At 65.4% G+C, this 26,331-nt stretch carries 29 protein-coding genes and 2 pseudogenes; 16 read left to right on the forward strand and 15 right to left on the reverse strand.

From position 1 onward, the window contains the following. Positions 1-389: pseudogene (locus AC1DIX_RS07270) on the forward strand (hypothetical protein); the annotation flags it as partial. Between the two features lie 68 nt (positions 390-457). On the opposite strand, the gene AC1DIX_RS07275 reads toward AC1DIX_RS07270, so the two are convergent. The 3 genes from AC1DIX_RS07275 to AC1DIX_RS07285 are packed head-to-tail and all read right to left on the reverse strand — an operon-like array spanning position 458 to position 2,200. Further along, complete coding sequence (locus AC1DIX_RS07275; protein WP_442122757.1) at positions 458-1,030, reverse strand: YceI family protein; 573 nt, start codon at positions 1,028-1,030, stop codon at positions 458-460. Positions 1,031-1,080: 50 nt separating this feature from the next. Then, positions 1,081-1,629, reverse strand: coding sequence for a YceI family protein (locus AC1DIX_RS07280; RefSeq protein ID WP_442122758.1), 549 nt, complete (start codon positions 1,627-1,629; stop codon positions 1,081-1,083). Between the two features lie 10 nt (positions 1,630-1,639). Then, complete coding sequence (locus tag AC1DIX_RS07285) at positions 1,640-2,200, reverse strand: cytochrome b (protein WP_477323205.1); 561 nt, start codon at positions 2,198-2,200, stop codon at positions 1,640-1,642. 240 nt (positions 2,201-2,440) lie between these two features. On the opposite strand from AC1DIX_RS07285, the gene AC1DIX_RS07290 reads away from it, so the two are divergent. After that, the gene (locus AC1DIX_RS07290; protein WP_477323207.1) at positions 2,441-4,417 is read left to right on the forward strand and encodes a TOL_0244 family TonB-dependent receptor; all 1,977 of its coding nucleotides are present in this window, start codon (positions 2,441-2,443) and stop codon (positions 4,415-4,417) included. Further along, positions 4,405-4,983: an adenylyl-sulfate kinase gene (cysC, locus tag AC1DIX_RS07295; RefSeq protein WP_477323209.1), complete on the forward strand. Its 579-nt coding sequence runs from the start codon at positions 4,405-4,407 to the stop codon at positions 4,981-4,983. The genes AC1DIX_RS07290 and cysC overlap by 13 nt, the downstream gene beginning before the upstream one ends. A 15-nt stretch (positions 4,984-4,998) precedes the next feature. Here the strand turns inward: cysC and purB are convergent, their stop codons facing one another. Beyond that, positions 4,999-6,378 (reverse strand): adenylosuccinate lyase, encoded by a 1,380-nt coding sequence (purB, locus tag AC1DIX_RS07300; RefSeq protein WP_442122762.1) that lies wholly within the window; start codon positions 6,376-6,378, stop codon positions 4,999-5,001. A 161-nt stretch (positions 6,379-6,539) separates the two neighbouring features. Between purB and AC1DIX_RS07305 the strand changes: the two genes are divergently transcribed. Together AC1DIX_RS07305 and AC1DIX_RS07310 are read left to right on the forward strand one after the other, a co-directional pair. Beyond that, positions 6,540-7,157, forward strand: a complete 618-nt coding sequence (locus AC1DIX_RS07305) for a glutathione S-transferase N-terminal domain-containing protein (RefSeq protein WP_477251663.1) — start codon at positions 6,540-6,542, stop codon at positions 7,155-7,157. Positions 7,158-7,177: 20 nt separating this feature from the next. Further along, positions 7,178-8,161 carry a PfkB family carbohydrate kinase gene (locus AC1DIX_RS07310; RefSeq protein ID WP_477323211.1) on the forward strand — a complete coding sequence of 328 codons (984 nt, stop codon included), beginning with the start codon at positions 7,178-7,180 and terminating at the stop codon, positions 8,159-8,161. Here AC1DIX_RS07310 and bfr read toward each other — a convergent pair. From bfr to AC1DIX_RS07325, 3 genes are all read right to left on the reverse strand, one after another. Further along, a complete protein-coding gene (gene bfr / locus AC1DIX_RS07315) occupies positions 8,148-8,630 on the reverse strand; it encodes a bacterioferritin (protein WP_442122765.1) in 483 nt (160 codons plus the stop codon). The genes AC1DIX_RS07310 and bfr overlap by 14 nt on opposite strands. Before the next feature lie 59 nt (positions 8,631-8,689). Next, entirely contained in the window at positions 8,690-9,379 is a 690-nt protein-coding gene (locus tag AC1DIX_RS07320; RefSeq protein ID WP_477323213.1) for a PepSY-associated TM helix domain-containing protein, read from the reverse strand. A gap of 183 nt (positions 9,380-9,562) precedes the next feature. Beyond that, on the reverse strand, positions 9,563-9,781 hold the full coding sequence (locus AC1DIX_RS07325; RefSeq protein WP_477323215.1) for a (2Fe-2S)-binding protein: 219 nt from the start codon (positions 9,779-9,781) through the stop codon (positions 9,563-9,565). Positions 9,782-9,998: 217 nt separating this feature from the next. On the opposite strand from AC1DIX_RS07325, the gene AC1DIX_RS07330 reads away from it, so the two are divergent. The 3 genes from AC1DIX_RS07330 to AC1DIX_RS07340 are packed head-to-tail and all read left to right on the forward strand — an operon-like array spanning position 9,999 to position 12,426. After that, entirely contained in the window at positions 9,999-10,259 is a 261-nt protein-coding gene (locus AC1DIX_RS07330; RefSeq protein ID WP_477323217.1) for a FeoA family protein, read from the forward strand. Between the two features lie 12 nt (positions 10,260-10,271). Beyond that, the gene (gene feoB / locus AC1DIX_RS07335; protein WP_442122769.1) at positions 10,272-12,164 is read left to right on the forward strand and encodes a ferrous iron transporter B; all 1,893 of its coding nucleotides are present in this window, start codon (positions 10,272-10,274) and stop codon (positions 12,162-12,164) included. A gap of 1 nt (position 12,165) precedes the next feature. Continuing rightward, a complete protein-coding gene (locus tag AC1DIX_RS07340) occupies positions 12,166-12,426 on the forward strand; it encodes a DUF6587 family protein (RefSeq protein ID WP_442122770.1) in 261 nt (86 codons plus the stop codon). Positions 12,427-12,437: 11 nt separating this feature from the next. Here AC1DIX_RS07340 and AC1DIX_RS07345 read toward each other — a convergent pair. Next, positions 12,438-12,990: pseudogene (locus tag AC1DIX_RS07345) on the reverse strand (DUF72 domain-containing protein). Positions 12,991-13,132: 142 nt separating this feature from the next. Here AC1DIX_RS07345 and AC1DIX_RS07350 point away from each other — a divergent pair. Next, complete coding sequence (locus tag AC1DIX_RS07350) at positions 13,133-13,432, forward strand: type II toxin-antitoxin system Phd/YefM family antitoxin (RefSeq protein ID WP_477323220.1); 300 nt, start codon at positions 13,133-13,135, stop codon at positions 13,430-13,432. After that, positions 13,407-13,664 carry a Txe/YoeB family addiction module toxin gene (locus AC1DIX_RS07355; RefSeq protein WP_442122772.1) on the forward strand — a complete coding sequence of 86 codons (258 nt, stop codon included), beginning with the start codon at positions 13,407-13,409 and terminating at the stop codon, positions 13,662-13,664. Before AC1DIX_RS07350 ends, AC1DIX_RS07355 begins: the two co-directional genes overlap by 26 nt. Here AC1DIX_RS07355 and AC1DIX_RS07360 read toward each other — a convergent pair. Together AC1DIX_RS07360 and AC1DIX_RS07365 are read right to left on the reverse strand one after the other, a co-directional pair. Further along, positions 13,658-14,242 (reverse strand): hypothetical protein, encoded by a 585-nt coding sequence (locus AC1DIX_RS07360; protein WP_477251656.1) that lies wholly within the window; start codon positions 14,240-14,242, stop codon positions 13,658-13,660. The genes AC1DIX_RS07355 and AC1DIX_RS07360 overlap by 7 nt on opposite strands. A gap of 138 nt (positions 14,243-14,380) precedes the next feature. Beyond that, positions 14,381-16,309, reverse strand: a complete 1,929-nt coding sequence (locus AC1DIX_RS07365; RefSeq protein WP_442122774.1) for a CocE/NonD family hydrolase — start codon at positions 16,307-16,309, stop codon at positions 14,381-14,383. Between the two features lie 117 nt (positions 16,310-16,426). Between AC1DIX_RS07365 and AC1DIX_RS07370 the strand changes: the two genes are divergently transcribed. The 3 genes from AC1DIX_RS07370 to AC1DIX_RS07380 are packed head-to-tail and all read left to right on the forward strand — an operon-like array spanning position 16,427 to position 18,285. Continuing rightward, positions 16,427-17,098 carry a glutathione S-transferase gene (locus tag AC1DIX_RS07370; protein WP_477323222.1) on the forward strand — a complete coding sequence of 224 codons (672 nt, stop codon included), beginning with the start codon at positions 16,427-16,429 and terminating at the stop codon, positions 17,096-17,098. Positions 17,099-17,104: 6 nt separating this feature from the next. Then, positions 17,105-17,881, forward strand: a complete 777-nt coding sequence (locus AC1DIX_RS07375; protein ID WP_442122776.1) for a 5'-3' exonuclease — start codon at positions 17,105-17,107, stop codon at positions 17,879-17,881. A gap of 17 nt (positions 17,882-17,898) precedes the next feature. Further along, positions 17,899-18,285, forward strand: a complete 387-nt coding sequence (locus AC1DIX_RS07380) for an ANTAR domain-containing response regulator (RefSeq protein WP_477323224.1) — start codon at positions 17,899-17,901, stop codon at positions 18,283-18,285. A gap of 69 nt (positions 18,286-18,354) precedes the next feature. On the opposite strand, the gene AC1DIX_RS07385 is transcribed toward AC1DIX_RS07380, so the two are convergent. From AC1DIX_RS07385 to AC1DIX_RS07400, 4 genes are all read right to left on the reverse strand, one after another. Then, positions 18,355-20,025, reverse strand: a complete 1,671-nt coding sequence (locus AC1DIX_RS07385; protein WP_477323226.1) for a methyl-accepting chemotaxis protein — start codon at positions 20,023-20,025, stop codon at positions 18,355-18,357. Between the two features lie 72 nt (positions 20,026-20,097). Further along, on the reverse strand, positions 20,098-20,574 hold the full coding sequence (locus tag AC1DIX_RS07390; protein ID WP_442122779.1) for a chemotaxis protein CheW: 477 nt from the start codon (positions 20,572-20,574) through the stop codon (positions 20,098-20,100). A gap of 211 nt (positions 20,575-20,785) precedes the next feature. Continuing rightward, entirely contained in the window at positions 20,786-21,895 is a 1,110-nt protein-coding gene (mnmA, locus tag AC1DIX_RS07395) for a tRNA 2-thiouridine(34) synthase MnmA (protein ID WP_477323228.1), read from the reverse strand. A 2-nt stretch (positions 21,896-21,897) separates the two neighbouring features. Further along, on the reverse strand, positions 21,898-22,404 hold the full coding sequence (locus tag AC1DIX_RS07400) for an NUDIX hydrolase (protein WP_477323230.1): 507 nt from the start codon (positions 22,402-22,404) through the stop codon (positions 21,898-21,900). A gap of 257 nt (positions 22,405-22,661) precedes the next feature. On the opposite strand from AC1DIX_RS07400, the gene AC1DIX_RS07405 reads away from it, so the two are divergent. Genes AC1DIX_RS07405 through AC1DIX_RS07415 form a run of 3 tightly spaced genes read left to right on the forward strand, consistent with a single transcriptional unit; the run spans position 22,662 to position 25,609 of the window. Further along, positions 22,662-23,774, forward strand: coding sequence for a Re/Si-specific NAD(P)(+) transhydrogenase subunit alpha (locus AC1DIX_RS07405; protein WP_477323381.1), 1,113 nt, complete (start codon positions 22,662-22,664; stop codon positions 23,772-23,774). A 15-nt stretch (positions 23,775-23,789) separates the two neighbouring features. Then, a complete protein-coding gene (locus AC1DIX_RS07410) occupies positions 23,790-24,143 on the forward strand; it encodes an NAD(P) transhydrogenase subunit alpha part 2 (protein ID WP_442122782.1) in 354 nt (117 codons plus the stop codon). Then, complete coding sequence (locus AC1DIX_RS07415) at positions 24,140-25,609, forward strand: NAD(P)(+) transhydrogenase (Re/Si-specific) subunit beta (protein WP_477323232.1); 1,470 nt, start codon at positions 24,140-24,142, stop codon at positions 25,607-25,609. Before AC1DIX_RS07410 ends, AC1DIX_RS07415 begins: the two co-directional genes overlap by 4 nt. 4 nt (positions 25,610-25,613) lie before the next feature. Here AC1DIX_RS07415 and AC1DIX_RS07420 read toward each other — a convergent pair whose 3' ends face one another. Next, positions 25,614-26,324 carry a class I SAM-dependent methyltransferase gene (locus AC1DIX_RS07420; RefSeq protein WP_477323234.1) on the reverse strand — a complete coding sequence of 237 codons (711 nt, stop codon included), beginning with the start codon at positions 26,322-26,324 and terminating at the stop codon, positions 25,614-25,616. Positions 26,325-26,331: the final 7 nt, after the last annotated feature.

Consider the following 26,331-nt stretch of genomic DNA (forward strand, 5'->3'; position numbering starts at 1 on the left):
GTGCGGCGCTGGGCGCGGTCGGCGGTCCGGTCGGCATGGCGGCCGGCGCGGCCATCGGCGGCATCGCCGGCGGCATGGCCGGCAAGGGCGCCGGCCACCTGGTCAACCCGACCGAGGAAGACAACTACTGGCGCACCAACTACCAGACCCAGCCGTTCTACTCGCCGGGCTACAGCTACGACGACTACTCGCCGGCCTATGCGCTGGGCTACAACAATGCCCGCCGCTACCCGTCCTACGACCTGGCCGAGCCGCACATRGCCGATGAATGGGATCGCGTGAAAGGCCATTCGCGCCTGTCGTGGGAGCAGGCCAAGTCGGCCAGCCGTGCAGCCTGGGATCGCGTCGAGCGCGCCATGCCGGGTGACCTGGATCGCGACGGCCGTTAATTTTCCTTGAACGATAAAAAACCTCGGGGCCTTGCGGCGCCGAGGTTTTTTTTACGTCCGGTCAAAAATTACTGCTTGACCGCTTCGACCTGGATCGCCAGCTTGACGTCCATATTGAAGCCGAAGGATTCGCCGTAGCTCACGCCGAAGTCGCTGCGCTTGAAGGTGGCCGAGGCGTCGGCGCCGCACACTTCCTTCTTCAGCATCGGGTTGATGATGCACTTGAACTTGTTGACGGTGAGGGTGACCGGCTTGGTCACGCCGTGCAGGGTCAGTTCGCCGTCGACCGTTGCCGGGGTGTCGCCGTTGAATACCAGCTTGCCCTTGTAGGTCGCGGTCGGGAACTTGGCGACGTCGAACATCTCCGCCTTCTTGGCGTGCTCGTTCAGCTTGTCGTTGCCGAAGTCGATGCTGTTGGCGTCGATGACGATGTCGACGGTGCCGGTCTTGGCCGCGCGGTCCAGCACGATGCCGCCGTCGGTCTTGTTGAACTTGCCGCGCCAGACCGACAGGCCGCCGAAGTGGTCGGCTTCGAAGCTCGGGTAGGTGTGGCTCGGGTCGATCTTGTAGCTGTCGGCGGCGAAGGCGCTGCTTGCGAATGCTGCGGCCAGGAGGGCGATGCTCAGGTGCTTCAGTTTCATGTGACGGGTTTCCTTCGTTAGTGTGGATGCTGCCTATTAACTGCTGCTAATTAACCCGCGGCGACGCGGAACTTGATGACGATGTCGTCGGCGACGATGCTGGTGTCCTGCCACTCGCCTTCGCCGACGTTGAAGGCGCGGCGCTTGATCGGCAGCTGGCCTTCGAATACCTGCCTGCCGCCTTCGGGCTTCACGTTGAGCGGGAAGCTGACCTCGGCGGTCTTGCCCTTGATGGTCAGCTTGCCGGTGACGGTCAGCTTGTTGCTGCCTGCCGGCTTGATCGACGACGAGACGAAGGTCGCCTTCGGGAACTGGGCCGAGTTGAACCACTCCTTCTTCGCGATTTCCTTGTTGTAGTCGGCCTGGCCCATGTCGAAGCTGGCGGTGTCGATGTCGACCCGTGCGCTGGCCTTGTCCGGGTGCGCGGCGTCGTAGTCGATCCGGGCGTCGAATCGTTTGAAACTGGATTCGACCGGCACATCCATCTGCTTGAACACGGCCGAAACGCTGCTGTGGGCGACGTCGGTCTTGAGCGGCGCGGCGTTCGCGGCCAGGGCGACGCCGAGGAGGATGCCGGCCAGGGAAGAGGTGGTTTTCATGCTTTCTCCTTCAAATGGAACGACCGGGCAGCATGCGGCGCATGGTGCCGTCGCGGTCGAGGATCTGGTGCTTCAGGGCGGCCAGCAGGTGCAGGGCGACCAGGGCCGCCATGGCCATGTTCAGCCAGTAGTGCATTGGCTTGAGGATGTCGGCCAGGGCCGGATTCTTGGCGTAGAACACCGGCAGCTGGAACAGGCCGAAGTACTTGACCGGGACGCCGGCCGCCAAGGTATACAGGTAGCCCGAGACGGGCACGGCGAACATGAACAGGTAGAGCAGGTGGTGCAGGCCATGGGCCGCGCTTTGCTGCCAGGCCGGCATCGATGCCGCGAGCGCCGGCGGACGGTTCTTCAGGCGCCACAGCAGGCGCAGGGCGGCCAGCAGCAGCACGGTCACGCCGGCCCATTTGTGCCAGGAGTAGTAGCGCAGCTTGGTCGGCGAAAAGCCCGGGATGTCCGTCATCACCAGGCCGAGCGTGAAGGCGCCCACGATCAGCACGGCGATCAGCCAGTGAAGCGCGATCGCGGTCGTGGTGTAAGACTTCTGCTCCTGCCGCTGCTGCTCGTACATGTTTGACTCCGGAAAATATTCTTGTCGGAAACAAGATCTTAACAAAATAGCTGGTGTATTGATTCCGTACTTTAACAATTCCATGGGGCGCCAGGAAGCCAGCAAAACGGATAACATTGTTCAGCTGGCGGAACAATCGGAAAAAGCTCCCATCGGATGAGGGCATGACGAAGGTAAAATGTTGACTTGACCGATTTATCAATGATAATTGTCGGCCATGAATATTTCCTCGAACACCTTATGATGTCGTCCGCTCCCGGCCGGGCGCCGTTTGCGCTCCGCCTGCCCCTCCTTTTGCTGGGCGTGGCCCTGGCCACCTGCGCGCATGCGGGCGAACAGTCGAGCGAGCGTACGGGCGGCGAGCGCCAGGCCGAATTCGCCGACCTGTCGATCGAGGAACTGGCGAACATCGAGGTGACGTCGGTGTCCAAGCGGCCGGAACGCCTGCAGGACGCGCCGGCCTCGGTGTTCGTGATCACCGCCGACGACATCCGCCGTTCCGGCAGCCGCAGCCTGGCCGAAGCACTGCGCCTGGCGCCCAACCTGGAAGTGGCGCGCTCGAATAACACCGGTTACTACATCTCCGCGCGCGGCATGAACGGCTCCAGCAACAGCCCCGCCAACAAGCTGCTGGTGATGATCGACGGCCGTTCCGTGTATTCGCCGCTGTTCTCGGGCGTGTTCTGGGACGAGCCCGACGTCATGCTGGAAGACATCGAACGCATCGAGGTGATCAGCGGCCCCGGCGGCACGCTGTGGGGCGTGAATGCCGTGAACGGCGTCATCAACATCACCACCCGCCATGCGGCCGATACCCGCGGCGACCTGCTGGTGCTGCGCGGCGACAGCGACGGCGCGCAAGCCGCCTTCCGCCACGGCGCGGGCGGTCCGGAACACAGTTGGCGGGTGTACGGCAAGGTGTTCGGCCTGGGTCACAGCGAACTCGCCAGCGGTGCGCCGATCGACGACGCCTGGGACCAGGGCCAGGTCGGCTTCCGTTCCGACTGGGAGCGCGGCCAGGACCGTATCAGCCTCAACGGCAACGCCTGGCGCGGCCGCCAGGGCCAGCCGGCGCCGGGCGCCATCGCCGCGCCGGGCGCCAGCGTCGGGGTCGACGACATCATCACGCGCGGCGCCAACCTGACCGGACGCTGGGAGCATGCGCTCGAAGGCGGCGGCAGCCTCAGCGCCCAGGCCTATGTCGATCACCGCTACCGCCAGGTGCCGCCCACCTTCACGGATTCGGTCGACATCGCCGACCTCCAGCTCCAGCACTCGCTCCCCGAGTGGGGCATGCACAGCATCGTGTGGGGCGGCGAGTACCGCTACAGCTGGGACAAGGTCGACAACAGCCGCTTCGTCGCCTTCCTGCCGGCCAGCGACCGCCAGCCCTGGGCCAGCCTGTTCGCCCAGGATGAGATGGCGCTGCGCGACGACCTGCGCCTGACGGCCGGCGCGCGCTATGAGCGCAACCCCTATACCGGCGCCGAATTCCTGCCGACCCTGCGCCTGTCCTGGCGGGTCTCGCCGGCGCACTCGCTGTGGGCCGGCTATTCGCGCACCGTGCGCGCACCGTCGCGCCTGGACGTCGACGCCTACGTCCCCGGCGCGCCGCCCTATCTGCTGGCCGGCGGTCCGCGGGTGCGCTCCGAAGTGGCGCGCGTGTTCGAACTCGGCTACCGCGGCCAGGTCGGACAGCGGATGTCGTATTCGGTCACGGCCTTCCGCAACCTGTACGACCACCTGCGCACCCAGGACATCACGCCCGCCGGCACGATCGAATTCGGCAACCTGATGGAAGGCCGGGCGCATGGCCTCGAAGCCTGGGGCAGCTACCAGATGAGCGATGCCTGGCGCCTGTCGGGCGGCCTGACGGCGCTGCACGAGCGCTTCACGCTGAAGCCCGGCAGCGTCGACGCCGGCAGCGTGGCGACCACCGGCACCGATCCGGCCTACACGGCCCAGCTGCGCTCCAGTTATGCCTTCGACAGCGCGCGCGAGCTCGAACTGGCGGTGCGCCACGTCGGCGCCACCGGACGGCCTGCAGTGCCGGCCTACAATGCGCTCGACCTGCGCTTCGGGTGGCGTTTCGCGCCGGGCATGGAGCTGTCCGTCATCGGCAACAACCTGAACGGCAGCCACGGCGAATACGGCGTGTCCCAGTTCCGCAGCGAAGTGGGACGCAGCGTCGGCGTGAAGCTGGTGTGGCAGCGCTGATCGATCCGCGCGAACGCGAACGCCTGCACGGCCACGCGCCGGCGGTGCTGTGGTTCACCGGCCTGTCCGGCTCGGGCAAGTCGACCCTGGCCAGCAGCGTCGAGCGGCGTCTGCACGCGCTCGGCTGCCGCACCTTCGTGCTGGACGGCGACAGGCTGCGCCAGGGCCTGTGCAGCGACCTCGGCTTTTCGAACGCGGACCGGCACGAGAACATTCGCCGGGTGGGCGAGGTGGCGTCCCTGTTCGCGCAATCGGGCGCGATCGTGCTGACGGCGCTGATCTCGCCGTTTGCGCAGGACCGCGAGCGGGCGCGCCGGCTGCTGCCGGAGGGACACTTTTTCGAGATCTATTGCAACGCCAGCGTGGCCGACTGCGAACGGCGCGACGTCAAGGGCTTGTACCGGCGCGCACGGGCGGGGGAAGTGAAGGAATTCAGCGGCATCTCATCGCCCTACGAGGCGCCGGCGGCGCCGGAGCTGGAGCTGCATACCGCCAGGGACAGCATCGAACAGTGCGTCGATGCCGTCCTCGAGATCTGTCAAAAACACCTTATCCGGCCCCGCTGACGGGGCCGGAAACACTCAGATCGCCTTGGCCAGCTGGGCCGCGAGGCCGGTGTAGTTGGCCGGGGTCATCGCCAGCAGCAGGGCCTTGGCTTCCTGCGGCATGGCCAGCTTGCCGATGAACTCCTGCAGCGCTTCGCGGGTGATGCCCTTGCCGCGGGTGAGTTCCTTCAGCTGCTCGTAGGGGTTCTCGATGCCGTAGCGGCGCATCACGGTCTGCACCGGCTCGGCCAGCACTTCCCAGTTGGCGTCCAGGTCCTGCTCCAGGCGCAGCGGGTTCACTTCTAGCTTGTTCAGGCCGCGCAGGCAGCTGTCGTAGGCCAGCAGGGCGTAGCCGAAGCCGACGCCGATATTGCGCAGGACGGTCGAGTCGGTCAGGTCGCGCTGCATGCGCGAGACCGGCAGCTTGTCGGCCATGTGGCGCAGCACCGAATTGGCCAGGCCCAGGTTGCCTTCCGAGTTCTCGAAGTCGATCGGGTTGACCTTGTGCGGCATGGTCGACGAACCGATTTCGCCGGCCTTCAGCTTCTGCTTGAAGTARCCCAGCGAGACATAGGTCCAGATGTCGCGGTTCAGGTCGAGCAAAATCGTATTGGTGCGCGAGATCGCGTCGAACAGCTCGGCCATGTAGTCGTGCGGCTCGATCTGGATGGTGTAGGGGTTGAAGGTCAGGCCCAGCCGCTGTTCGATCACGTTCTTGCTGAACGCCGGCCAGTCGAAGCCCGGGTAGGCTGCCAGGTGCGCGTTGTAGTTGCCGACCGCGCCATTCATCTTGCCGAGGATCTCGACGCCTTCGATGCGCTTGACGGCACGCTGCAGGCGCGCGACCACGTTGGCGAATTCCTTGCCGAGGGTGGTCGGGCTGGCGGTCTGGCCGTGGGTGCGGGACAGCATCGGCAGGTCGGCGTTGACGTGGGCGATCTCGGTCAGCCTGGCGATGATGGATTGCAGGGCCGGCAGCATCACGCCGTCGCGCGCCGCTTTCAGCATCATGCCGTGCGAGGTGTTGTTGATGTCTTCCGAGGTGCAGGCGAAGTGGATGAACTCGCTGGCCGCGACCAGTTCCGGCACGTCCTTGACCTTTTCCTTCAGCCAGTACTCGACGGCCTTGACGTCGTGGTTGGTGACGGCTTCGATTTCCTTGATACGGGCGGCATCAAGCTCCGAGAAGTCGGCGGCCAGCTTGTCGAGCAGGGCGTTCGCCTCGGGCGAGAATGGCTTGAGTTCGGCAAAGCCGGCCTGCGACAGTGCCTGCAGCCAGGCGATCTCCACCTTCACGCGGTGGTGCATGAAGCCGGCTTCCGACAGGATCGGACGCAGCTTGTCGGTCTTGGCGGCGTAGCGGCCGTCCAGCGGGGACAGGGCCGACAGGGTGGAGGAGGAGGCGGTAGAGGTCATGGCGGGCGGGGATGAGTGCAAAAGCGCGATTTTACCATCGGGAGCCTGCGCGAACCGGGTTTGTCAAGCCGAATGTGGACAGCGTTGCACGCCTTTCCCACGCCATTATCCGGTCATTGCCCGATGCTATACTGTCAGTCAGTCCCCTAATCTGAGCATTTATGAAACTCATCGGTTCCGTCACGAGTCCTTATGTGCGCAAGGTGCGCGTCGTGTTGGCAGAGAAGAAGCTCGACTATGTGTTCGAGCTCGACAACGTCTGGTCGGCCGATACGAAGATCAGCGCCACCAACCCGCTCGGCAAGGTGCCCTGCCTGGTGATGGAAGACGGCAGCGCGATGTACGACTCGCGCGTGATCGCCGAGTACCTGGACACGCTGACCCCGGTGTGCAAACTGCTGCCCGCCAACAGCCGCGACCGCGCCGACGTCAAGGTCTGGGAAGCGCTGGCCGACGGCGTCGGCGATGCGGCCGTGCTGGCCTACCTGGAGCGCACCCAGCGCCCCGCCGAGCTGCAGAGCCAGGCCTGGATCGAGCGCCAGATGGGCAAGGTCAGCAAGGGCCTGCAGGTCATGTCCGACAACCTCGGCGAGCAGCCGTTCTGCATGGGGATCCACTACACCCTGGCCGACGTCGCGGTCGGCTGCGTGCTGGGCTGGCTGTCCCTGCGCTTCCCCGCCATCGACTGGCGCGGCGAGCACCCGAACCTGGCGCGCCTGTTCGACAAGCTGTCGGAACGCCAGTCCTTCAAGGACACCGTGCCGGTTATCGCCTCGTGAGCGCCGCAGTGGGCCCGGCAGTGGACTCGCGACTGAGCGCATCCGCGCCGACCACGGTCGTGTTCGGCGAAGCCCTGGTCGACGAATTCCCGACCGAGCAGGTGGTGGGCGGCGCGCCCTTCAACGTCGCGCGCCACCTGGCCGCCTTCATGGCCCCAAGCCTGATGATCACCCGCATCGGCCGCGACCGCAACGGCCAAGCCGTGCGCGGCGAGTTCGAGCGTTTCGCGATGAGCGACGCCGGCCTGCAGCACGACCCGATGGAGGAAACCGGCCGCGTGGTGGTCGAAAGGAGCGGCCAGGGCCACCGCTTCCGCATCCTGCCGCGCCAGGCCTACGACTTCATCGACGCCGCCGCCGCCGCCGCCAGCCTGGCGAACGCCGATGCCGGCATCGTCTACTTCGGCACCCTGGCCCAGCGCGAACAGCGTTCGCGCGCCGCCCTGGCCGCCGTGCTCGACGCAACGCCGGCCAAGCGCTACCTCGACCTCAACCTGCGTCCCGGCCAGTACGAGGAAAGCACCGTCACGCGTTCGCTCGAGGCGGCCGACATCGTCAAGGTCAATGAAGAGGAATTGCAGGCGCTGTTCCAGTGGTATTTCCAGATCGGCCCGAGCGATGCGCCGCTGGCCACCGAGGAAGTGCACGCGGCCTGCCGCGCGCTGATGGACCGCTTCGGCCTGGAAACCCTGATCGTGACCCTGGGCCACCGCGGCTCGGTGGTGTTCCTGGCGGACGGCGGCCTGATCGCCAACCGCGACAACCCGGCGCCGCCCTTCGTGATCGACACGGTGGGGGCGGGCGACGCCTTCTCGGCGATCTTCCTGCTGGGCCGCATGCGCGGCTGGCCGCTCGAACTGACCCTGGCGCGCGCCAACGAATTCGCCGGCGCGATCTGCGCGGTCGCCGGCGCGGTGCCGCGTGACCTGAACTTCTACGACAAATGGGTCACGCGCTGGCGCGACCCGGCTGCCGCTTCGGCGTCGGCGTTTACTCCTCGCTGACGTCGCCCATCTGCGACTGCAGGTAGTTCTGGATACCCACCTTGACGATCAGGTCGAGCTGGGTTTCCAGCCACTCGATGTGCTCCTCGGTATCTTCGAGGATGTCCAGCAGCAGGTCGCGCGAGACGTAGTCGCGCACGGTCTCGCAGGCGGCGATGCCGTCCTTGATGGTCTGCTGGGCGGCGCGCTCGAGCTTGAGGTCGCATTCCAGCATTTCCTGGGTCGACTCGCCGATCAGCAGCTTGTGCAGGGCCTGCAGGTTGGGCAGGCCGTCCAGCATCAGGATGCGGTCGATCAGCCGGTCCGCATGCTTCATCTCGCCGATCGACTCGTCGTATTCCTTCTTGCCGAGACGGGTGAAGCCCCAGTGCTTGTACATGCGCGCATGCAGGAAGTACTGGTTGACCGCGGTGAGTTCGTTGGTCAGCTGCGCATTGAGTGCGCGGATGATGTTCGGATCGCCCTTCATGGAGTGCCCTTATTGTTGACGTGATATCGGCATCATAGCAAACCGCGGGCCCGCCATCCTTATATCGATGCCAGCGCCACGCCGCCGGCCAGCAGCAGCGAAACCGAGGCGATCGCGATGCCCACCGTGCGCCTGCGGTTGGTGAGCGCCCACAACACCACCCCGGACAGCGACAGCAGGATGATCGAACCGGCCAGCGTGTCCACCAGCAGGATCCAGCCCACGCTCATGCCCACGCCCTTGTGCAGGTTGGTGAGGGTGGCGAAGACATTGTTCTCGGTGCGTTTCAGGGTCACGTAGTTGTTGCCGACCCAGTACTCGGCCGCTACCGCCCCGGAGGGGGACGTAAAACTGGCGCTCCAGCGCGCCGGCTGGACCAGGGTGCGGTCGCCCCAGGCCACGGTGCGGGCCGGATCGAGTTTCACGCGCGCCGGATCGGGGGCGAGCTTGAGCGAGGATTTCAGCCAGGCGGCCAGCGCCTGCGGGTCGGCCGGGGCCGGGTCGGGCAGGGGCACCTGCACCGTGCTTTCCTGGGTTTGCGCGGCGGGAATCTTCAGCACCGCGCGGTGGTTCAGGAGGATGCCGGTGCTGCCGAACAGCAGGCCGAGCACGGCGCCCCACAGGCCGATCCAGCCATGCATCTTGCGCAGCCACTTGACGGCGACGGCGCGGCGCGAAGGCGTGGGAGGCGGTTGAACCGTAAACGGGGGCGGCGGCGTCCTCGGATTGCGAAACGGGATGACGGGCATAAGACAGGCGAGATGGCTGCTTCGGAAGCACCATGTTATCAGGACGCGCCGCGCATCGGCCGCTTCGCGCATCGATATGTGTGCGGCAATCCCACGCTTTGCTATGAGGTCATGGCGCTTGTAAAACTGGACCGGCGTCGCTGGCGCCGCAGGCGCGGCGACGGCCGGGACGATTCGGAAAAATCAGGCGGCCAGGCCGGCCACCGGGGTGCGGCGCAGCTCGGTGACCGTGGTGGTCGATTCCAGGTGTTCGTTCATCACCTCGCGGGCATAGCTGACGCATTTGCCGCAGCAGGTGCCGACGCCGAGCTCTTTGTACAGGTCGGACATCGAGGTCAGGCCCATTTCGACGGCCTGGCGGATTTCACGGTCGGAGATGTTGTTGCAGACGCAGACGATCATGGTCTTTATTCCGGTGTTGTTTGGTCTATAATGCGAATCATTCTCATTATGTTTTGTATTCTCCCGAAGTCGAAGCCTGAATGCAAGCGTTTTGTCGCGTAATCGAGGCAGAGTGAACACAAGTAGACAAATCGCAAATAGAAATAATTCGCATTTAGGTTTATGATGCTCACATGTCTCATCAGCGCTGCAGCCGAATTCGATTGGAAGCGACATCATGACTCTTGCAACGACCTTGACCACGCTCGACGCCTTGAAGGCGGGCCAGAGCGCCACCGTGATCCATCTCGCCCCCAGCCATGGTGGCGATGGCGCCGACGTCTCGCGCCGCCTGCTGGAGCTCGGCTTCGTCCCCGGCGAACGAATCCGCATGCTGAAGGGCGGCCTGCCCGGCGGCCCAGTGGCGGTGAAGGTCGGCCAGTCCACTTTCGCCCTGCGCCGTTTCGAAGCGGCGCTGATCTCGATCCAGCCGGAATAAGGCCATATATACATGGGAGCAGTAGAACAGCAGGTCCAGGCAGCGGCCAGGGCGCCGCTCATCGCCCTGCTGGGTAATCCGAACTGCGGCAAGACCGCGCTGTTCAACCGCCTCACCGGCGCGCGGCAGAAGGTCGCGAACTACGCCGGCGTCACCATCGAACGCAAGGAAGGCAGTTTCACCCTGCCGGGCGGTCGCGCCATGCGCGTGCTCGACCTGCCGGGTGCCTACAGCCTGTCCGCCCACACCCCCGACGAAGCCATCACGCGCGACGTGGTGGCCGGCCTGCGCGCCGGCGAACAGTCGCCGGACGCCGTGGTGTGCGTCGTCAACGCCACCAACCTGCGCCTGAACCTGCGCCTGGTGCTCGAGATCCAGCGCCTGGGCCTGCCGATGGTGCTGGCCCTGAACATGGTCGACGTCGCCAACAAGCGCGGCATCGAGATCGACACCGGAAAACTGTCGCAAGAGCTGGGCATGCCGGTGGTCGAGACCGTGGCCGTGCAGTCCGGCGGCGAGAAAGGCCTGCTGAAAGCGCTCGAAGCGCTGTCCTTCGACGCGCCGGTCAAGCCGCGCGCGCTTTCCGCGATCGACGCCGTGCCGGTCGAGGAGACCCAGCGCGAGGTGCGCCGCATCATCGGGGCCTGCGTCAGCTTCGACAAGGACACCGGCAACCTCTCCGAGCAGATCGACCGGGTCGTGCTGCATCCGGTGCTCGGTCCCGTGATCCTGGCCGCGCTGATGTTCCTGGTGTTCCAGGCCGTGTTCAGCTGGGCCGCCGTGCCGATGGACCTGATCAAGAACGGCGTCGAGGGACTCGGCCGCTGGATCGGTTCCAGCATGGCCGAAGGCCCGCTGCGCAGCCTGATCGTCGAGGGTATCTTCGGCGGCGTCGGCAGCGTGCTGGTGTTCCTGCCGCAGATCCTGATCCTGTTCTTCTTCATCCTGATCCTCGAGGACTGCGGCTACTTGCCGCGCGCGGCCTTCCTGCTCGACCGCCTGATGGGCGGCGTCGGCCTGTCCGGACGCGCCTTCATTCCGCTGCTGTCTTCCTTCGCCTGCGCGATCCCCGGCGTGATGGCGGCGCGCACGATCCAGAACCCGCGCGACCGCCTGGTGACGATCATGATCGCGCCGCTGATGACCTGCTCGGCGCGCCTGCCGGTGTATGCGCTGGTGATCGCGGCCTTCATCCCGAACCGCCAGCTCGGCGCCGGCATCAACCTGCAGGGCCTGGTGCTGTTCCTGCTGTACGCGGCCGGCATCGTCAGCGCGATGGGCGTGGCCTGGTTCTTCAAGCGCGCCGCGCGCGCCAAGGGTCATCACCCGCTGATGCTGGAACTGCCGGCCTACCACTGGCCCCACCTGCAGAACCTGGCCCTGGGCCTGTGGGAACGCGCGAAGATCTTCGTGACCCGCGTCGGCACCGTGATCCTGACCCTGATGGTGCTGGTCTGGTTCCTGTCGAGCTTCCCGGGCGCGCCGGAAGGGGCGACCCATCCGCCGATCTACTACAGCGTGGCCGGCATGCTGGGACGCGCCCTGGCGGTGGTCTTCGAGCCGATCGGCTTCGGCTGGCAGATCTGCATCGCGCTGGTGCCCGGCATGGCCGCGCGCGAAGTCGCGGTCGGCGCGCTCGGCACCGTGTACGCGCTGTCCAGCGGCGGCGACGACGTCGCCACCTCGCTGGCGCCGCTGATCGCCCATTCCTGGAGCCTGGCGACCGCGCTGTCGCTGCTGGCCTGGTACGTGTTCGCGCCGCAGTGCCTGTCGACCCTGTCCGTCGTGCGCCGCGAGACCGGCAGCATCCGCTACGCCTTCCTGATGGCTGGCTACATGTTCGCGCTGGCCTACACGGCTTCCTTCATCACCTACCACGTCGCGCGCTGGGCGCTGGGGAGCTGAAATGGTCCAGTATCTGGTCGTCGGCATGATCGTGCTGCTCGCGGCGCTGTACGCGGCGGGCAAATACCTGCCGCTGTCCTGGCGCCGCAAGATCGTCTACAAGTTCTCGGACGGCTCTGGCCGCGGCCTGCTGGCGCGCTGGCTCGACAAGGACGCGGGCTGCGGCAGCGGCTGCGATACCTGCGGGACTTGCGAAACGGAGCCGATGCCGGAGCAGGATGCGCAGGGGCGCAAGATCATCCAGGTGCATGTGAAGCGCTAGATCCACCATTTCTAGGCCGCAGGCCGCCATTCCACGTCCAGCAATGCCATCAAGCGCTTCGCATCGAACGGCGCCCGCACCTTGATGTCGTTGTCGAAGTAGCAGTACACATCCCGGCTCCCGGCCTTCGGCGGCGGTATCGAAGACACCAGCCGCGCATCCTCCGGCTGCTTCCCTTCGCTCGCCCGCGGTGTCCGCCACCACCAGCGCCACCTTGTACCTGCGCAGCAGGGCGATGAAGGCCTCGTCGTGGAAGCTCTCGTGGCGCACCTCGATCGCGTGGCGCAGCGGGCGTACGGCGTCGATCTCCAGCAGCGAACGTCCCGTCATCTTGGCATCGTGGCGGCGCCCGAGGCCAGCACGTTGGCAAGCGGCGTCTCGATCCCGCGCAGCTTGAGCATGTGGATGAGGAAGCGGTTGCCCTTCACCGCGAACACGAAGCCGGGCGGCGTGGCCGCATACCAGGCCGCTTAGCTCGCGCGCCTGGACCAGACCCGGCGGATAGAACACCCCGCGCCAGGGGGCGTAACGCCAGCCCGAGATGCCGATGTAGATGTTGCCCATGCCTGCGATGGTAGGCGAGCGGCGAGGATGACTCGGTACGTTGACGAACCGTGATCGGGCTCGCTTGCGATCCAGGCTATTTGCGCTATACTTGGAGTTGTACTATATATTGTACAAGTCAATATTTTTCTGGAGATGGCAAATGAGAATCGTCAACTTTTCCGACGCGCGTAACAGCCTTCGTACTGTGATCGATCAAGTGGTCGAAGATGCAGACGTAACGGTAATCTCGCGCCGTGATGCTCCCGATGCCGTTGTCATGTCCTTCGATTACTACAGCAGCCTCATGGAAACAGTGCACCTGCTGAGCTCTCCGGCAAACGCCGCGCATCTTGCCAAGTCCCTCGCCCAAGCCCGTTCCGGCCAGGCTCATTCCCGGGAACTGATCGATACTCTGGAAGCCGAAGAGGCGCATCATGCGAAACCTGAAGTTCACGGATGAAGCCTGGAACAGCTACATCTATTGGCAAACGCAAGATCGGAAGACACTCAAACGTATCAATGATCTGATCAAGGACGCGCAGAGAAGCCCGTTCGAAGGGATCGGCAAGCCCGAGGCCCTGAAACACAGCCTGAGCGGCTGCTGGTCGCGCCGGATAGACGAGACAAACCGCCTGGTCTACGAAGTGCAGGATGAAGAGCTTGTTATCATCTCCTGCCGCTACCATTACTGACGGACTAAGAACGCAAACTTCGCAGGCCGCCGGCGCCACAAACCCACGGCCCCAAGCCCCGCCGCCAGCATCGCCCACGCAGGCGCCTCCGGCACCGGCGTCACCGGCGAGGCCGACATCATGCTCAGGACCGTGCCCTCGGTCCAGTACAGGTGGTGCTCGGTGGTGGTGTAAGGATCGAACTGGTATTCGTAGCTCATCTTGCCGGACTCGATCAGGTGGCCGCCGCCGCGCCAGCCCTCGGGGTCGCTGCCGTATTCGCCCAGGCTGAAGGACAGTCCCTTGTCGGGCGAGAACACGAAGCTGTCGGCCCCGCAGTGGTAGTAGGCATTGCTCCTGGTGCCGCAGGCGATGTAGTCCATCGAGCCGATGGTCAGCGAATTCAGCTCGCCGAGTTCGAGCACGCCGTCGGCGTTCAGGTCGGTGCCGGTGAAGGAACCGGAGATCTGCATGCCGGGCAGGAAGACCGCGGCTTCATGGTCGTAGAAGCCGGTGTAGGTGAAGGTCCAGTGGGCCGACTGGGCATGGGCGAGCGCACTGCCAAGCAGCAGTGCGGTGGCGGACAACAGGTGCTTCATGGTGGACCTCGCATGGTGCGGGACGACCCCGCGGTAAATGAAATGCGGGGTTCAGCCTACACGTGTTTGTTAAGGAAGCCCTGTCCGGTTGACACAATGTCGCCGGCCGGCCACAAGGGCTGGCCGGCTCGGCAGTGTTTATTTCCCAGCCGAAACGACCGGCAGTTCGATCGCGCTTTCCATGCCCGGCGCGTGGTAGACCCGCTGGGTCGCCTTGCGGAAGTCGCCCGCCCTGGCATGGAAAATGTTGGGCACGAAGGTCTGCGGGTTGCGGTCGTACAGCGGGAACCAGCTGGACTGGATCTGCACCATGATGCGGTGGCCCGGCAGGAAGACGTGGTCGACGTTCGGCAGTGCGAAGCGGTAGCGCTCGGCCTTGTTGGCCGGGATCGCCGCCGGTTTGTCGAAGCCCTGGCGGTAGCGGCCGCGCAGGATGTCCATCGCGATCGGCAGCTGGTAGCCGCCCATCTCCGGCTGGGCCGCGACCTCGTCCGGATACACGTCGATCAGCTTGACCACCCAGTCGCTGTCGGTGCCGGACGTCGAGGCGAACAGGTTCACCATCGGCTCGCCGGCCAGTTCCAGGGGCTTGCTCAACGGTTCGCTCACATAGGTCAGCACGTCCGGGCGGTCGGAATACGAACGCTGGTCGGTCACCAGCCAGGGCTTCCAGACCGTGCCTTCGCCCATGCGCACCGGACGCGGCACGAAGGGCACCGGTTTCGCCGGATCGGACACGTATTCGTCGAAGGCCGCGCCCTTGGCATCGCTTCGCATCTCATCCTTGCCGAAGCCGAGACCGAAGCCCGGCTTCAGGTACAGCGCGGTCGAACTCGGGACCAGCGGCCACTGCTCCAGGCGGCGCCAGCGGTTCACGCCGGTCTGGTAGCTCCATACGGGCGGGGTGTCGAAGGCCGGGGCGCCATCCTTCAGGTACTGGTCAAAGAAGGGCAGCATGACTTCGCGGCGGAACTGGCGGGCGGTGTCGCCGGTGAACTTCAGGGCGCCCAGCGAGGAGCCATCGTAATTCACGCCGCTGTGGCGCCATGGACCGACCACCAGCGAATTCAGCTTGTTGTCCTTGTCCTTCGGCTCCACCGCGGCATAGGTCGCGTAGGCGCCGTAGATGTCTTCCTGGTCCCAGCGGCCGACCACGGTCATGGTCGGCACGGTCAGGGGTTTCTTCGCCAGGATGCGGTCCAGCGCCTGCTCCTGCCAGTAGCTGTCGTAGGCCGGATGCTCGAAGATCTTCTTCGTGAAGTTCAGCTGGTCGACGCCGTAGATGTGGGCGTAGTCCGCGGTCGAACCGGCGCGCAGGAAGGCGTCGTAGTCGTCGTGGATGCCGGTGACGATCTCCTCGCCCTTGCCGCGCGCCGCGTTCTGGCCGGCGATATAGGCCAGGTTGGTATTGCGGAAGGCGCCGTTGTGGAACCAGTCGTCGCCGCGCCAGCCGTCGACCATGGGGCTCATCGGCACTGCCGCCTTCAGCGCCGGGTGCGGTTCGACCAGCGCCATCAGCACCGTGAAGCCCTCGTAGGACGAGCCGACCATGCCGACCTTGCCGTTCGATTCCTTGACGTTCTTGACCAGCCAGTCGATGGTGTCCCAGGCATCGGTGCTGTGGTCGACCTGGGTATTGTTCAGCGGGCCGCGCACCGGACGCGTCATCACGTAGTCGCCTTCCGAGCCGTACTTGCCGCGCACGTCCTGGAACACGCGGATATAGCCGTTCTCGATGAAGGCATCGTCGCCGTCGCCCAGCAGCGAGGTGATGTGCGGGCTCTTCATGCGGGCGGTGCGGCCGGAGGCGTTATACGGCGTGCGGGTCAGCATGATCGGGGCGTGGCTGACTCCCTTCGGGATCACGATCACGGTGTGCAGCTTGACGCCATCGCGCATCGGGATCATCACCTCCCGCTTCACGTAGTCGGCATTCGGGAGCGTGATCGAGAATTTGTCGGACGGGATGTCGGGCGCCATCGCCGGCGTCTGGGCCATGGCCGTGCCGCCGAGCGCCGCGAACAGCAGGGGAAGAATGGACAGGGTCGGCAGGCTGGGGCGCGGCATCGAGGGTCTCCTGGATTGTTAAAAGTTGCATTCAAGCATATTACCCAAGCGGGGAGCGGTACGCAATTGCGAGGCAAAATGTTAAGCTAGCGCCATTTTCCCGACCGCGGCCAGCCGATGATCATCGTCCACCACCTGAACAACTCCCGCTCCCAGCGCATCCTGTGGCTGCTGGAGGAACTCGGCCTGGAGTACGAGATCAAAAAATACCAGCGCGACCCGAAGACGATGCTGGCGCCGCCGGAGCTGCGCGCCGTGCACCCGCTGGGAAAATCGCCGGTGGTCCAGGATGGCGACACCATCGTGGCCGAGTCCGGCGCCATCATCGAATACCTGGTCGGGCGTTACGGCAACGGCCGCCTGGAACCGAAGCCCGATACGCCCGAGCGCCTGCGCTACACCTATTTCCTGCACTATGCGGAAGGATCGGCGATGCCGCCGCTGCTGCTCAAGCTGGTGTTCGACCGCGTTGAGAATTCGCCGGCGCCCTTCTTCGTGCGCCCGATCGCGCGCGCCATCGCCAACCGGGTCAAGGACAGCTTCGTGCTGCCGCAGATCCGCCAGCACCTGGCCTTCCTCGAGGGCGAGCTGGCGGAGCGCGACTGGTTTGCCGGCGACGCGTTCTCGGCCGCCGACATCCAGGTCAGCTTCCCGCTGGAGGCGGCCGCCGCGCGCGGTGGGCTGGACGGCAAGTATCCGAAGCTGAGCGGCTTCCTCGAACGCATCCACGCGCGTCCGGCCTACCGGCGCGCGCTCGAACGGGGCGGGAAGTACGATTTCGTCAAGTAAGAGAGTATGGCAAAGCTGCTGGCCATCGATGGCCTGAACATCGTCCGCCGGGTCTACGAGGCCAGTCCGGAGCCGGACTCCGACCTGAAGGCCAGCATCGCCCTGCGCCACGCCTTCTCGTCCTTCCGCAAGCTGCTGGAGGCGCATGCGCCGACCCACGTGCTGGCGGCCTTCGACTACGGCGGCCAGACCTGGCGCCACGCCCTGTATCCGCGTTACCGCGAGGGACGGGCGCCGATGCCCTCGGACCTGCGCAATGCGCTGCCGGAATTCCACGAGCGCCTGCGCGCGGCCGGCCTGCACGCGCTCATGATTCCCGAGGTCGAGGCCGACGACGTGATCGCCACCGGCGTCATGCGCTGGCTGTCGGAGGGCCGGGGAGATGCGGTGGTCGCCACCACCGACAAGGACCTGCACGCCCTGATCGCCCATGGCGCCCTGGTGTGGGACCATTTCAAGGGCGAGTGGCACGACGACGCCTGGGTGCGCAACAAGTTCGGCGTGGCGCCCGAGCGCATCCATGATCTGCTGGCGCTGATGGGCGACCCGACCGACGGCGTGCCGGGCGTCTCCAAGATCGGCATGAAGACCGCGGCGCGCCTGCTGAACGCCTACGGCGACCTGGACGCGGTAATGGCCGGCGCCGGCATCCTCAAGACCCCGCTGGGCGAGCGCCTGCGCGCCGAGCGCGAGATCCTCGAGGTCTCGCGCAAGCTGGTCGACCTGAAGACCGACGTCAGGCTCGGGGTGAGCTGGAAGATGCTGGCGTGGGACGCCAACTGAGGAAGGACAGGAAAACCATGATGCTCAAGGCAGTGATTGTCGATTCGAACGCGATCTCGCGCGGCCTGCTCAACACCGTGCTGACCGACGGCGGCTACGAAGTGGCCGGCCAGACCCATACCAGCCTGCTCGGCTACGCGCTGGCGCAGAAGCACCGCCCGCACATCTTCTGCATCGCGCGCGAGCAGGTCGAGGACGGCAACGACGTGGTCGAGCAACTGCGCACCCATCTGCCGAAAACACTGATCTTCATGGTTTCCGGCACCCTCGACGCACCCGCGGTGCAGGCCGCGCTGACGCGCGGGGTGCAGGGCTTCATCGTCAAGCCCTTCAAGGCGGAGACCGTGCTGCGGACCATTCGCACTACGGTGCTGAATATCGTCAGGCAGCATCGGGCTACATGAACGTCGTTCCCGCGAAAGCGGGGACCCATGCCGAGCTTCCGGAGTTCGTGCTTATCGAACTCGTTTTAGTTAAAACGCTTCCCACTCCCCCGCCACCGGCTCCTTGCGCTGCGCCGGCTTAGCCGCCTGCGCCAGCTTCGGCGTTTCCACGCGCTTCAGCGGCCTGGAAAGCGTCGGCGCCACGGCCTGCGCCGCGCCCTCCACCTTGAACACACTCACCGCCTGCGCCAGGCGCGCCGCCTGGTCCTGCATCGCTTCGGCGGCCGCCGAGGTCTGCTCCACCAGCGCCGCATTCTGCTGGGTGACTTCATCCATCTGTGCGATCGCCCGGTTGATCTGCTCGATGCCGCTGCTCTGCTCGTGGCTGGCGGCGGTGATCTCGCTCATGATGTCGGTCACGCGGCGCACGCCGTCGACGATGTCGCGCATGGTGCTGCCGGCTTCGCCGACCAGCTTGCTGCCGTTCTCGACCTTGCCGGTCGAATCCACGATCAGGGCCTTGATCTCGCGCGCCGCGGCGGCGGAGCGCTGGGCCAGGTTGCGGACCTCGCCGGCGACGACCGCGAAGCCGCGGCCCTGTTCGCCGGCGCGCGCCGCTTCCACCGCCGCGTTCAGCGCCAGGATATTGGTCTGGAAGGCGATGCCGTCGATGACGCCGATGATGTCGGCGATCTTGCCGGAGGCATCGTGGATCTCGCGCATGGTGCCGACCACCTGCTCGATCACGGCGCCGCCGCGCGCCGCCACGTTCGAGGCCGATTCCGCCAGCACATTGGCCTGGCGCGCGTTGTCGGCGTTCTGCTTGACGGTCGAGGTCAGCTCTTCCATCGACGACGCCGTCTCCTCCAGCGAGCTGGCCTGCTGCTCGGTGCGCGAGGACAGGTCCAGGCTGCCGGCCGCCACTTCGCCGGAGGCGGTGGCGATGGTGTCGGTGCCGCTGCGCACGGTCCGCACGGTGCGCGCCAGGCTTTCGTTCATCGCCTTCAGGGCCTGCAGCAGCTGGCCCATCTCGTCGCGGGTGGTCACGTCGATGCGGCTGGTGAGGTCGCCGGCGGCGACGGTATTCGCCACCTCCAGCGCACGCGCGACCGGCACCGCGATCGATACCGAGATGCGCCAGGCGATGACGCCCGCCACCGCCAGGATGGCCAGGCCCAGGCCGATCATCAGCGTGCGGGTTTCCGAATAAGTGAGTTCGGCGTTGTCGCTGGCCGCCGCCACGGCGGTCTTCTGCAGCTTGATCTGCTCGTTCAGGACCTTCTTGTAGGCCAGCAGCAGGGGGCGGAATTCGCTGGTCAGGTAAGCCTTGGCGCCATCGATGTCGCCGGCGCCGATGCGCTTGAGCAGCTCGTCCTGGTCCTTGACGAACGTGGCGTTGTGCTCGGCGGTCTGGTTGGCCAGCTCGCGCTCCGCGCCTGCGGTGGTCTCGGCGTGGTAGCCGTCGAGGATGGACTGGATCGTGGCGCGCGCCTTCATCACGTTGGCGGTCTGCAGCTTGCGGTCGGCCGGATCGTCGTTGAGCATCTGGTTGCGCAGCGCCACCGAGATGTTGTTGGTCTGGTCGAGGATCGAGGTCGCCGCCTCGATCTTCGGCATGCGTTGCTGCACGATGTCGCGGGCACCCTGGTTGACGCGGCCGAGCATGGTCACGGCCAGCACGAGAACGACGATCAGCATGGCGCAGATGATGCCGAAGCCCAGCGCAAGGCGGGTGCGCAGTTTGAAATTACTGAAATTCATGATGTTGTTGGAGGTGAAGCGGGATGAGGCAGACAGCCGCGGCGCATGCCGCGGCCGTGGGAGGCAGTACTGTCAGGCGGCGGACCGTGCGGCGGCCAGCAGGCCCATGTCTTCGGAGCTGAGCAGCTTGTCGATGTCGAGCAGGATCAGCATGCGCTCGCCGACGGTGCCCAGGCCCTGCAGGTATTCTGCGGCGACGCTGGCGCCCAGGTCCGGCGCGGCCTTGATCTGGTCCGGCGTCAGGGTCACGACGTCCGACACGCTGTCGACCACCATGCCGATCGTGTGGCCGTTGATGTTCAGGACGATCACCACGGTGAACGCGTCRTAGGTCGGGTTGCCGACATTGAACTTGATGCGCATGTCGACGATCGGCACGATGATGCCGCGCAGGTTGACCACGCCCTTCAGGTAGTCCGGCGCGCTGGCGATGCGGGTGACGTTGTCGTAGCCGCGGATTTCCTGGACCTTGAGGATGCTGAGCGCATATTCTTCCGCGCCCAGCCGGAACGACAGCACTTCTGTCGCGTTGTTGGTGTCTTCAGCCATTGCTGCTCCTGTGTGCAAAATTTGCCGTGCGGCAACATTGGTGAAGATTACGATATTTCGGCGCGCAGTTCGATGAAGAAATGGCAAGCGCGGCGAAAAATCGTGAAATTTTGCGGAAGGATGCAACAGTCGACTGCGGACACGTATGTGTAAACGTCGTCCACGCCTTCGCGGGGACGACGATCAAACGCCGCGGGCTACGAGTACGGGATCAAACGCCAGTGGCGCTATCGATAATCCCACCACCCAAGCAAACATCCCCGTCATACAGCACCGCCGATTGCCCGGGCGTCACCGCCCATTGCGGCTCGTCGAAGCGCAGGCTGAAGCGGTCCAGGCCGTCCGGCGCCACGCTGCAGGCGACGTCGGCCTGGCGGTAGCGGGTCTTGGCGGACAATGCGCGTGGAGCGGGCGCTTCGCCGGCGATCCAGCTGGCCTGGCCCGCGCCCAGTTCGGCGGACAGCAGCCAGGGGTGGTCGTGGCCCTGCACGATGTAGAGGGTGTTGCTGGCGATGTCCTTGCGCGCCACGAACCACGGCTCGCTGGTGCCGTCCGCGTTCTTGTGCGACTTCAGGCCGCCGATGCCGATGCCCTTGCGCTGGCCCAGGGTGTAGAAGGACAGGCCGACGTGTTCGCCGACCGTCTGGCCGTTGTCCAGCTTGATCGGGCCCGGCTTGTGCTGCAGGTAGCGGCCCAGGAATTCGCGGAAGGGGCGCTCGCCGATGAAGCAGATGCCGGTCGAGTCCTTCTTGGCCGCATTCGGCAGCTGCAGCTTCTCGGCGATCTTGCGGACCTCGGTCTTGGGAATCTCACCCAGCGGGAACAGGGCTTTCGAGAGCTGCGCCTGGTTCAGGCGGTGCAGGAAGTAGCTCTGGTCCTTGGTCGAATCGAAGGCCTTCAGCAGCTCGAACTTGCCGCTCCCCGGGTTCTGGCGCACGCGCGCATAGTGGCCGGTCGCGATCAGGTCGGCGCCCAGCTTCATGGCGTGGTCGAGGAAGGCCTTGAATTTGATCTCGGCGTTGCACAGCACGTCCGGGTTCGGGGTGCGGCCGGCCTGGTACTCGCGCAGGAATTCCGCGAACACGCGGTCCTTGTATTCGGCGGCAAAGTTGACGGCTTCGATGTCGACGCCGACCACGTCGGCCACGCTGGCCGCGTCGATCCAGTCCTGGCGCGTCGAGCAGTATTCGGAATCGTCGTCGTCTTCCCAGTTCTTCATGAACAGGCCGACGACTTCATAGCCCTGTTCCTTCAGCATCCAGGCCGCGACCGAGGAGTCGACGCCGCCCGACATCCCGATCACGACTTTTTTCTTGCTCATGCTTACGTTACGTCCGGTTTGATTGAAAGACCGCCATCGAATACCGTATGGTCGGTGTACAGCAGGTCGAGCTCGGTGCGCTTGCCGGCCAGGTAGTCGTCCACGCACTTCAGCACGATCGGGCTGCGGTGGCGCTCCTGGCAGGCCGCCAGTTCGTCGCGCGTCATCCACAAGGTGCGCAGGATGCCCGCGTCGAGCGGCTGGTCGTATTGCCTGCCCGGCCTGCCGCAGAAGGTGAAGCGCAGGTAGGTGACGTCGGTGCCGCGCGACTTCGAGTGGTAGCGCGAGATGTACATGCCGACCAGCGCCTCGGGGACGAACTCGTGGGCGGTTTCTTCCATGGCCTCGCGGATCACCGCCTGTTCGAGCGATTCGAACGGGTCGAGGTGGCCGGCCGGCTGGTTCAGCCGGATGCCGTCGCTGGTTTCCTCTTCGATCAGCAGAAAGCGGCCGTCATCGCGCTGAATGATCGCAGCGACGGTCACTGATGGTCTGAAGGTATGGGTCATGCGCGTCCTTGTAGTGTGCCGACATTTTACCTTGATGGCACAGCCATTGCTTGCACGCACGCTGCATTGCAACAGTTCTGGTCGGACTTTTTGCTTGATTTGATACAAAAAACGGCGGGATATCCCTAGGTCTGTAACACGTTGGGCAGGAAAATTGCCGGTCTGTTTACGAAATACCACTGATCGGTATTGACAACTGCTCTTGTCGACTTTTGCATGCTAGATTGTAGACAGTTTATCAATTTTGCGGAGGCATGATGAAGATTGGTGTGCCGGCCGAAACCAGGCCAGGTGAGACACGCGTCGCAGCAACGCCCGAAACCGTCAAGAAGCTGGCAGCCCAGCACGAAGTCATCGTGCAGTCCGGCGCCGGCTTGCATGCTTCCGTAACCGACGATGCCTATGCCGCCGCCGGCGCCCGCATCGGCAGCGCCCTGGAAGCCTTCCAGGCCGAGCTGGTGCTGAAGGTGCGCGCTCCGAACGCGGACGAGCGCACCCTGATGGCCCCGGGCACCGCGCTGATCGGCATGCTGAACCCTTTCGATACCGAGAACCTGGCGGCGATGGCCGACAAGCGCCTCACCGCCTTCGCCCTGGAGGCCGCGCCGCGCATCACGCGCGCGCAGTCGATGGACGTGCTGTCGAGTCAAGCCAACATCGCCGGTTATAAAGCGGTGATGCTGGCCGCGAATGCCTATCAACGCTTCATGCCGATGCTGATGACGGCCGCCGGCACGGTCAAGGCGGCGCGCGTGCTGATCATGGGCGTGGGCGTGGCCGGCCTGCAGGCGATCGCCACCGCCAAGCGCCTGGGCGCCGTGATCGAGGCCTCCGACGTGCGCCCGCCGGTCAAGGAGCAGGTCGAGTCGCTGGGCGCCAAATTCATCGACGTCCCTTTCCTGACCGACGAAGAGAAGGAGATCGCGCAGGGCGTGGGCGGCTATGCGCGCCCGATGCCGGCCGACTGGATGCGCCGCCAGGGCGAACTGGTGCACGAACGCGCCAAACTCGCCGACATCGTCATTACCACCGCCCTGATCCCGGGCCGCAAGGCGCCGGTGCTGATTTCGGAAGACACGGTGCGGGCCATGAAGCCGGGCTCCGTCATCGTCGACATGGCGATCGAGCAGGGCGGCAACTGCCCGCTGACGGAACTGGGCCGGACCGTGAATAAATATGACGTGACCATCATCGGCGAGCCCAACCTGCCGGCCCTGGTGGCGGCCGATGCCTCGGCCCTGTACGCGCGCAACGTGCTCGACTTCCTGAAGCTCATCGTCGACAAGGAAGGCAAGCTCGCCATCGACCGCGAGGACGAGATCGTGCGCGCCGTGATGGTGTGCGCGGATGGCGAAGTGTTGCGTAAATAAGTGGAGGAGCAGAACATGGAAATCAGTCACACGATCATCAACCTGATCATCTTCGTGCTGGCGATCTACGTCGGCTACCACGTGGTGTGGACCGTCACGCCGGCCCTGCACACGCCGCTGATGGCGGTGACGAACGCGGTGTCGGCCATCATCATCGTCGGCGCCATGCTGGCGGCCGGCCTCACCGAGGGCATCACCGGCCAGGTGGCGGGCACCATCGCGGTGGCGCTGGCGGCCGTCAATGTGTTCGGCGGCTTCCTGGTCACCCAGCGCATGCTGGAGATGTTCAAGAAGAAGGAGCCAAAGGCAAGCAAGGCCGTCGCGGGCGACAAGCCCGGCAACGGCATCGGTGCCAAGGAGGCAGCATGAATTTCATCAGCATGAATATGGTGACGCTGCTGTACCTGGTGGCGTCGGTGTGCTTCATCCAGGCCTTGAAAGGGCTGTCCTCGCCGTCCTCGGCGCGCATGGGCAATGCCTTCGGCATGACCGGCATGGCGATTGCCGTGGTCACCACGATCGCTTTGATGTTCAAGCTGCAGGAACAGATCCGCACGGGCGGCATGGGCTTCGGCCTGGTGCTGCTGGGCGTGGTGGTGGGCGGCGCCATCGGCACCGTTGCCGCGCGCCGGGTCGAGATGACCAAGATGCCGGAACTGGTGGCCGCCATGCACTCCCTCATCGGCCTGGCCGCGGTCTGCATCGCGATCGCCGCCGTGTCCGAGCCCTGGGCCTTCAATATCGCCGAACGCGGCGCCGCGCTCCCCTTCGGCAACCGGCTGGAACTGTTCATCGGCACCTTCGTGGGCGCCGTCACCTTCTCGGGCTCGGTGATCGCCTTCGGCAAGCTCGCCGGCAAGTACAAGTTCCGCCTGTTCCAGGGCGCGCCGGTGCGCTATCCGGGCCAGCACATCATCAACCTGCTGGTGGCGATCGCCATCATCGCGCTGGGCCTGGTGTTCTGCTTTTCAAGCGGCACCGGAGGAAGTAATACAGCGGCCTGGACGCCCTATATCGTGATGACCGTGCTGTCCTTCGTATTGGGCGTACTCATCATCATCCCGATCGGCGGCGCCGACATGCCGGTGGTGGTGTCGATGCTGAACTCCTATTCGGGCTGGGCGGCGGCCGGCATCGGCTTCTCGCTGAACAACTCGATGCTGATCATCGCCGGTTCGCTGGTGGGATCGAGCGGCGCCATCCTCTCGTACATCATGTGCAAGGCGATGAACCGCTCCTTCTTCAACGTGATCCTGGGCGGCTTCGGCGGCGAGGCGGTGGACTCCAGCGCCGGCGGCGCCAAGGAACAGCGTCCGGTCAAGGCCGGCTCGCCCGAAGACGCCGCCTTCATCCTGCAGAACGCGGAATCCGTGATCATCGTGCCGGGCTACGGCCTGGCGGTGGCGCGCGCCCAGCACTCGGTGAAGGAACTGGCCGAGAAGCTGACCGAGCACGGCGTGCAGGTGCGCTACGCCATCCACCCGGTGGCGGGCCGCATGCCCGGCCACATGAACGTGCTGCTGGCCGAGGCCGAGGTGCCCTACGACCAGGTGGCCGAGATGGAAGACATCAACGGCGAGTTCGGCCAGACCGACGTGGTGCTGGTGCTGGGCGCGAACGACGTGGTGAACCCGGCCGCCAAGGATCCGAAATCGCCAATCGCCGGCATGCCGATCCTGGAAGCCTATAAAGCCAAGAGCATCATCGTCAACAAGCGCTCGATGGCCTCCGGCTATGCGGGCCTGGACAACGACCTGTTCTACCAGCCGAACACGATGATGGTGTTCGGCGATGCGAAGAAGGTGATCGAGTCCATGGTCAAGGCAGTCGACTAAACGATCACGCCTTGCGCAGCAGGTCGACCCGGAACGGGGCCAGGAAGTTCGCCCCGTCCGGGCCCAGGTGGGCCTCGAATGTCGCCTGCACCTGCGCGTACAGCGCGGGCGACAGGCGATGCTCGGTATGCGTCACCTGGATCGCCTTCCGTTCGAAGTCGGCAAAGCTCCTGTACTTCACCTTCGCGCGGAAGAAGGTCTGGGACACCAGTTCGAACAATCCCTCATCGACGGCCGCACGGGTCGCCTCGAAGGCGGCCGCGCGCACTTTCTCCTCGTCGTGGAAGAGGCGCAGGATCTCGTTGTAGTCGCCGCCGAACACCGGTTCCGAGATGTACACCAGGCCACCGGGCACCAGCACCCGGTGCATCTCGGCGAAGGCCTGGCCCAGCAGGTCGAGCGGTACGTGGTGCAGGGACTTGAACAGGAAGACCGCGTCCACGCCGGCATCCGGCGCGGGAATCCGCTGCGCCCCGCCCAGTGCGAAACGCACGCCGGGCAGGTCGTCGACCAGCAGATTCTTGTCGTGCTGGATGCGGTCGACCTCCAGCGCCAGGATGGAGGCGAAGCGGCCGCCGGCGGCGAGCAGCCGGGTCTGGCGCCCGGTGCCGCAGCCCAGTTCCAGCGCCCGCGCCGGCATGGACGCCAGCGGCAGGGCGCCGAGCAGCACCCGTTCGTCCAGCACGGGCCCGCCGTCCGCGTCGGCGATTCGCATCGGCGTC

This window comes from Massilia sp. 05N420, from assembly GCF_056397205.1.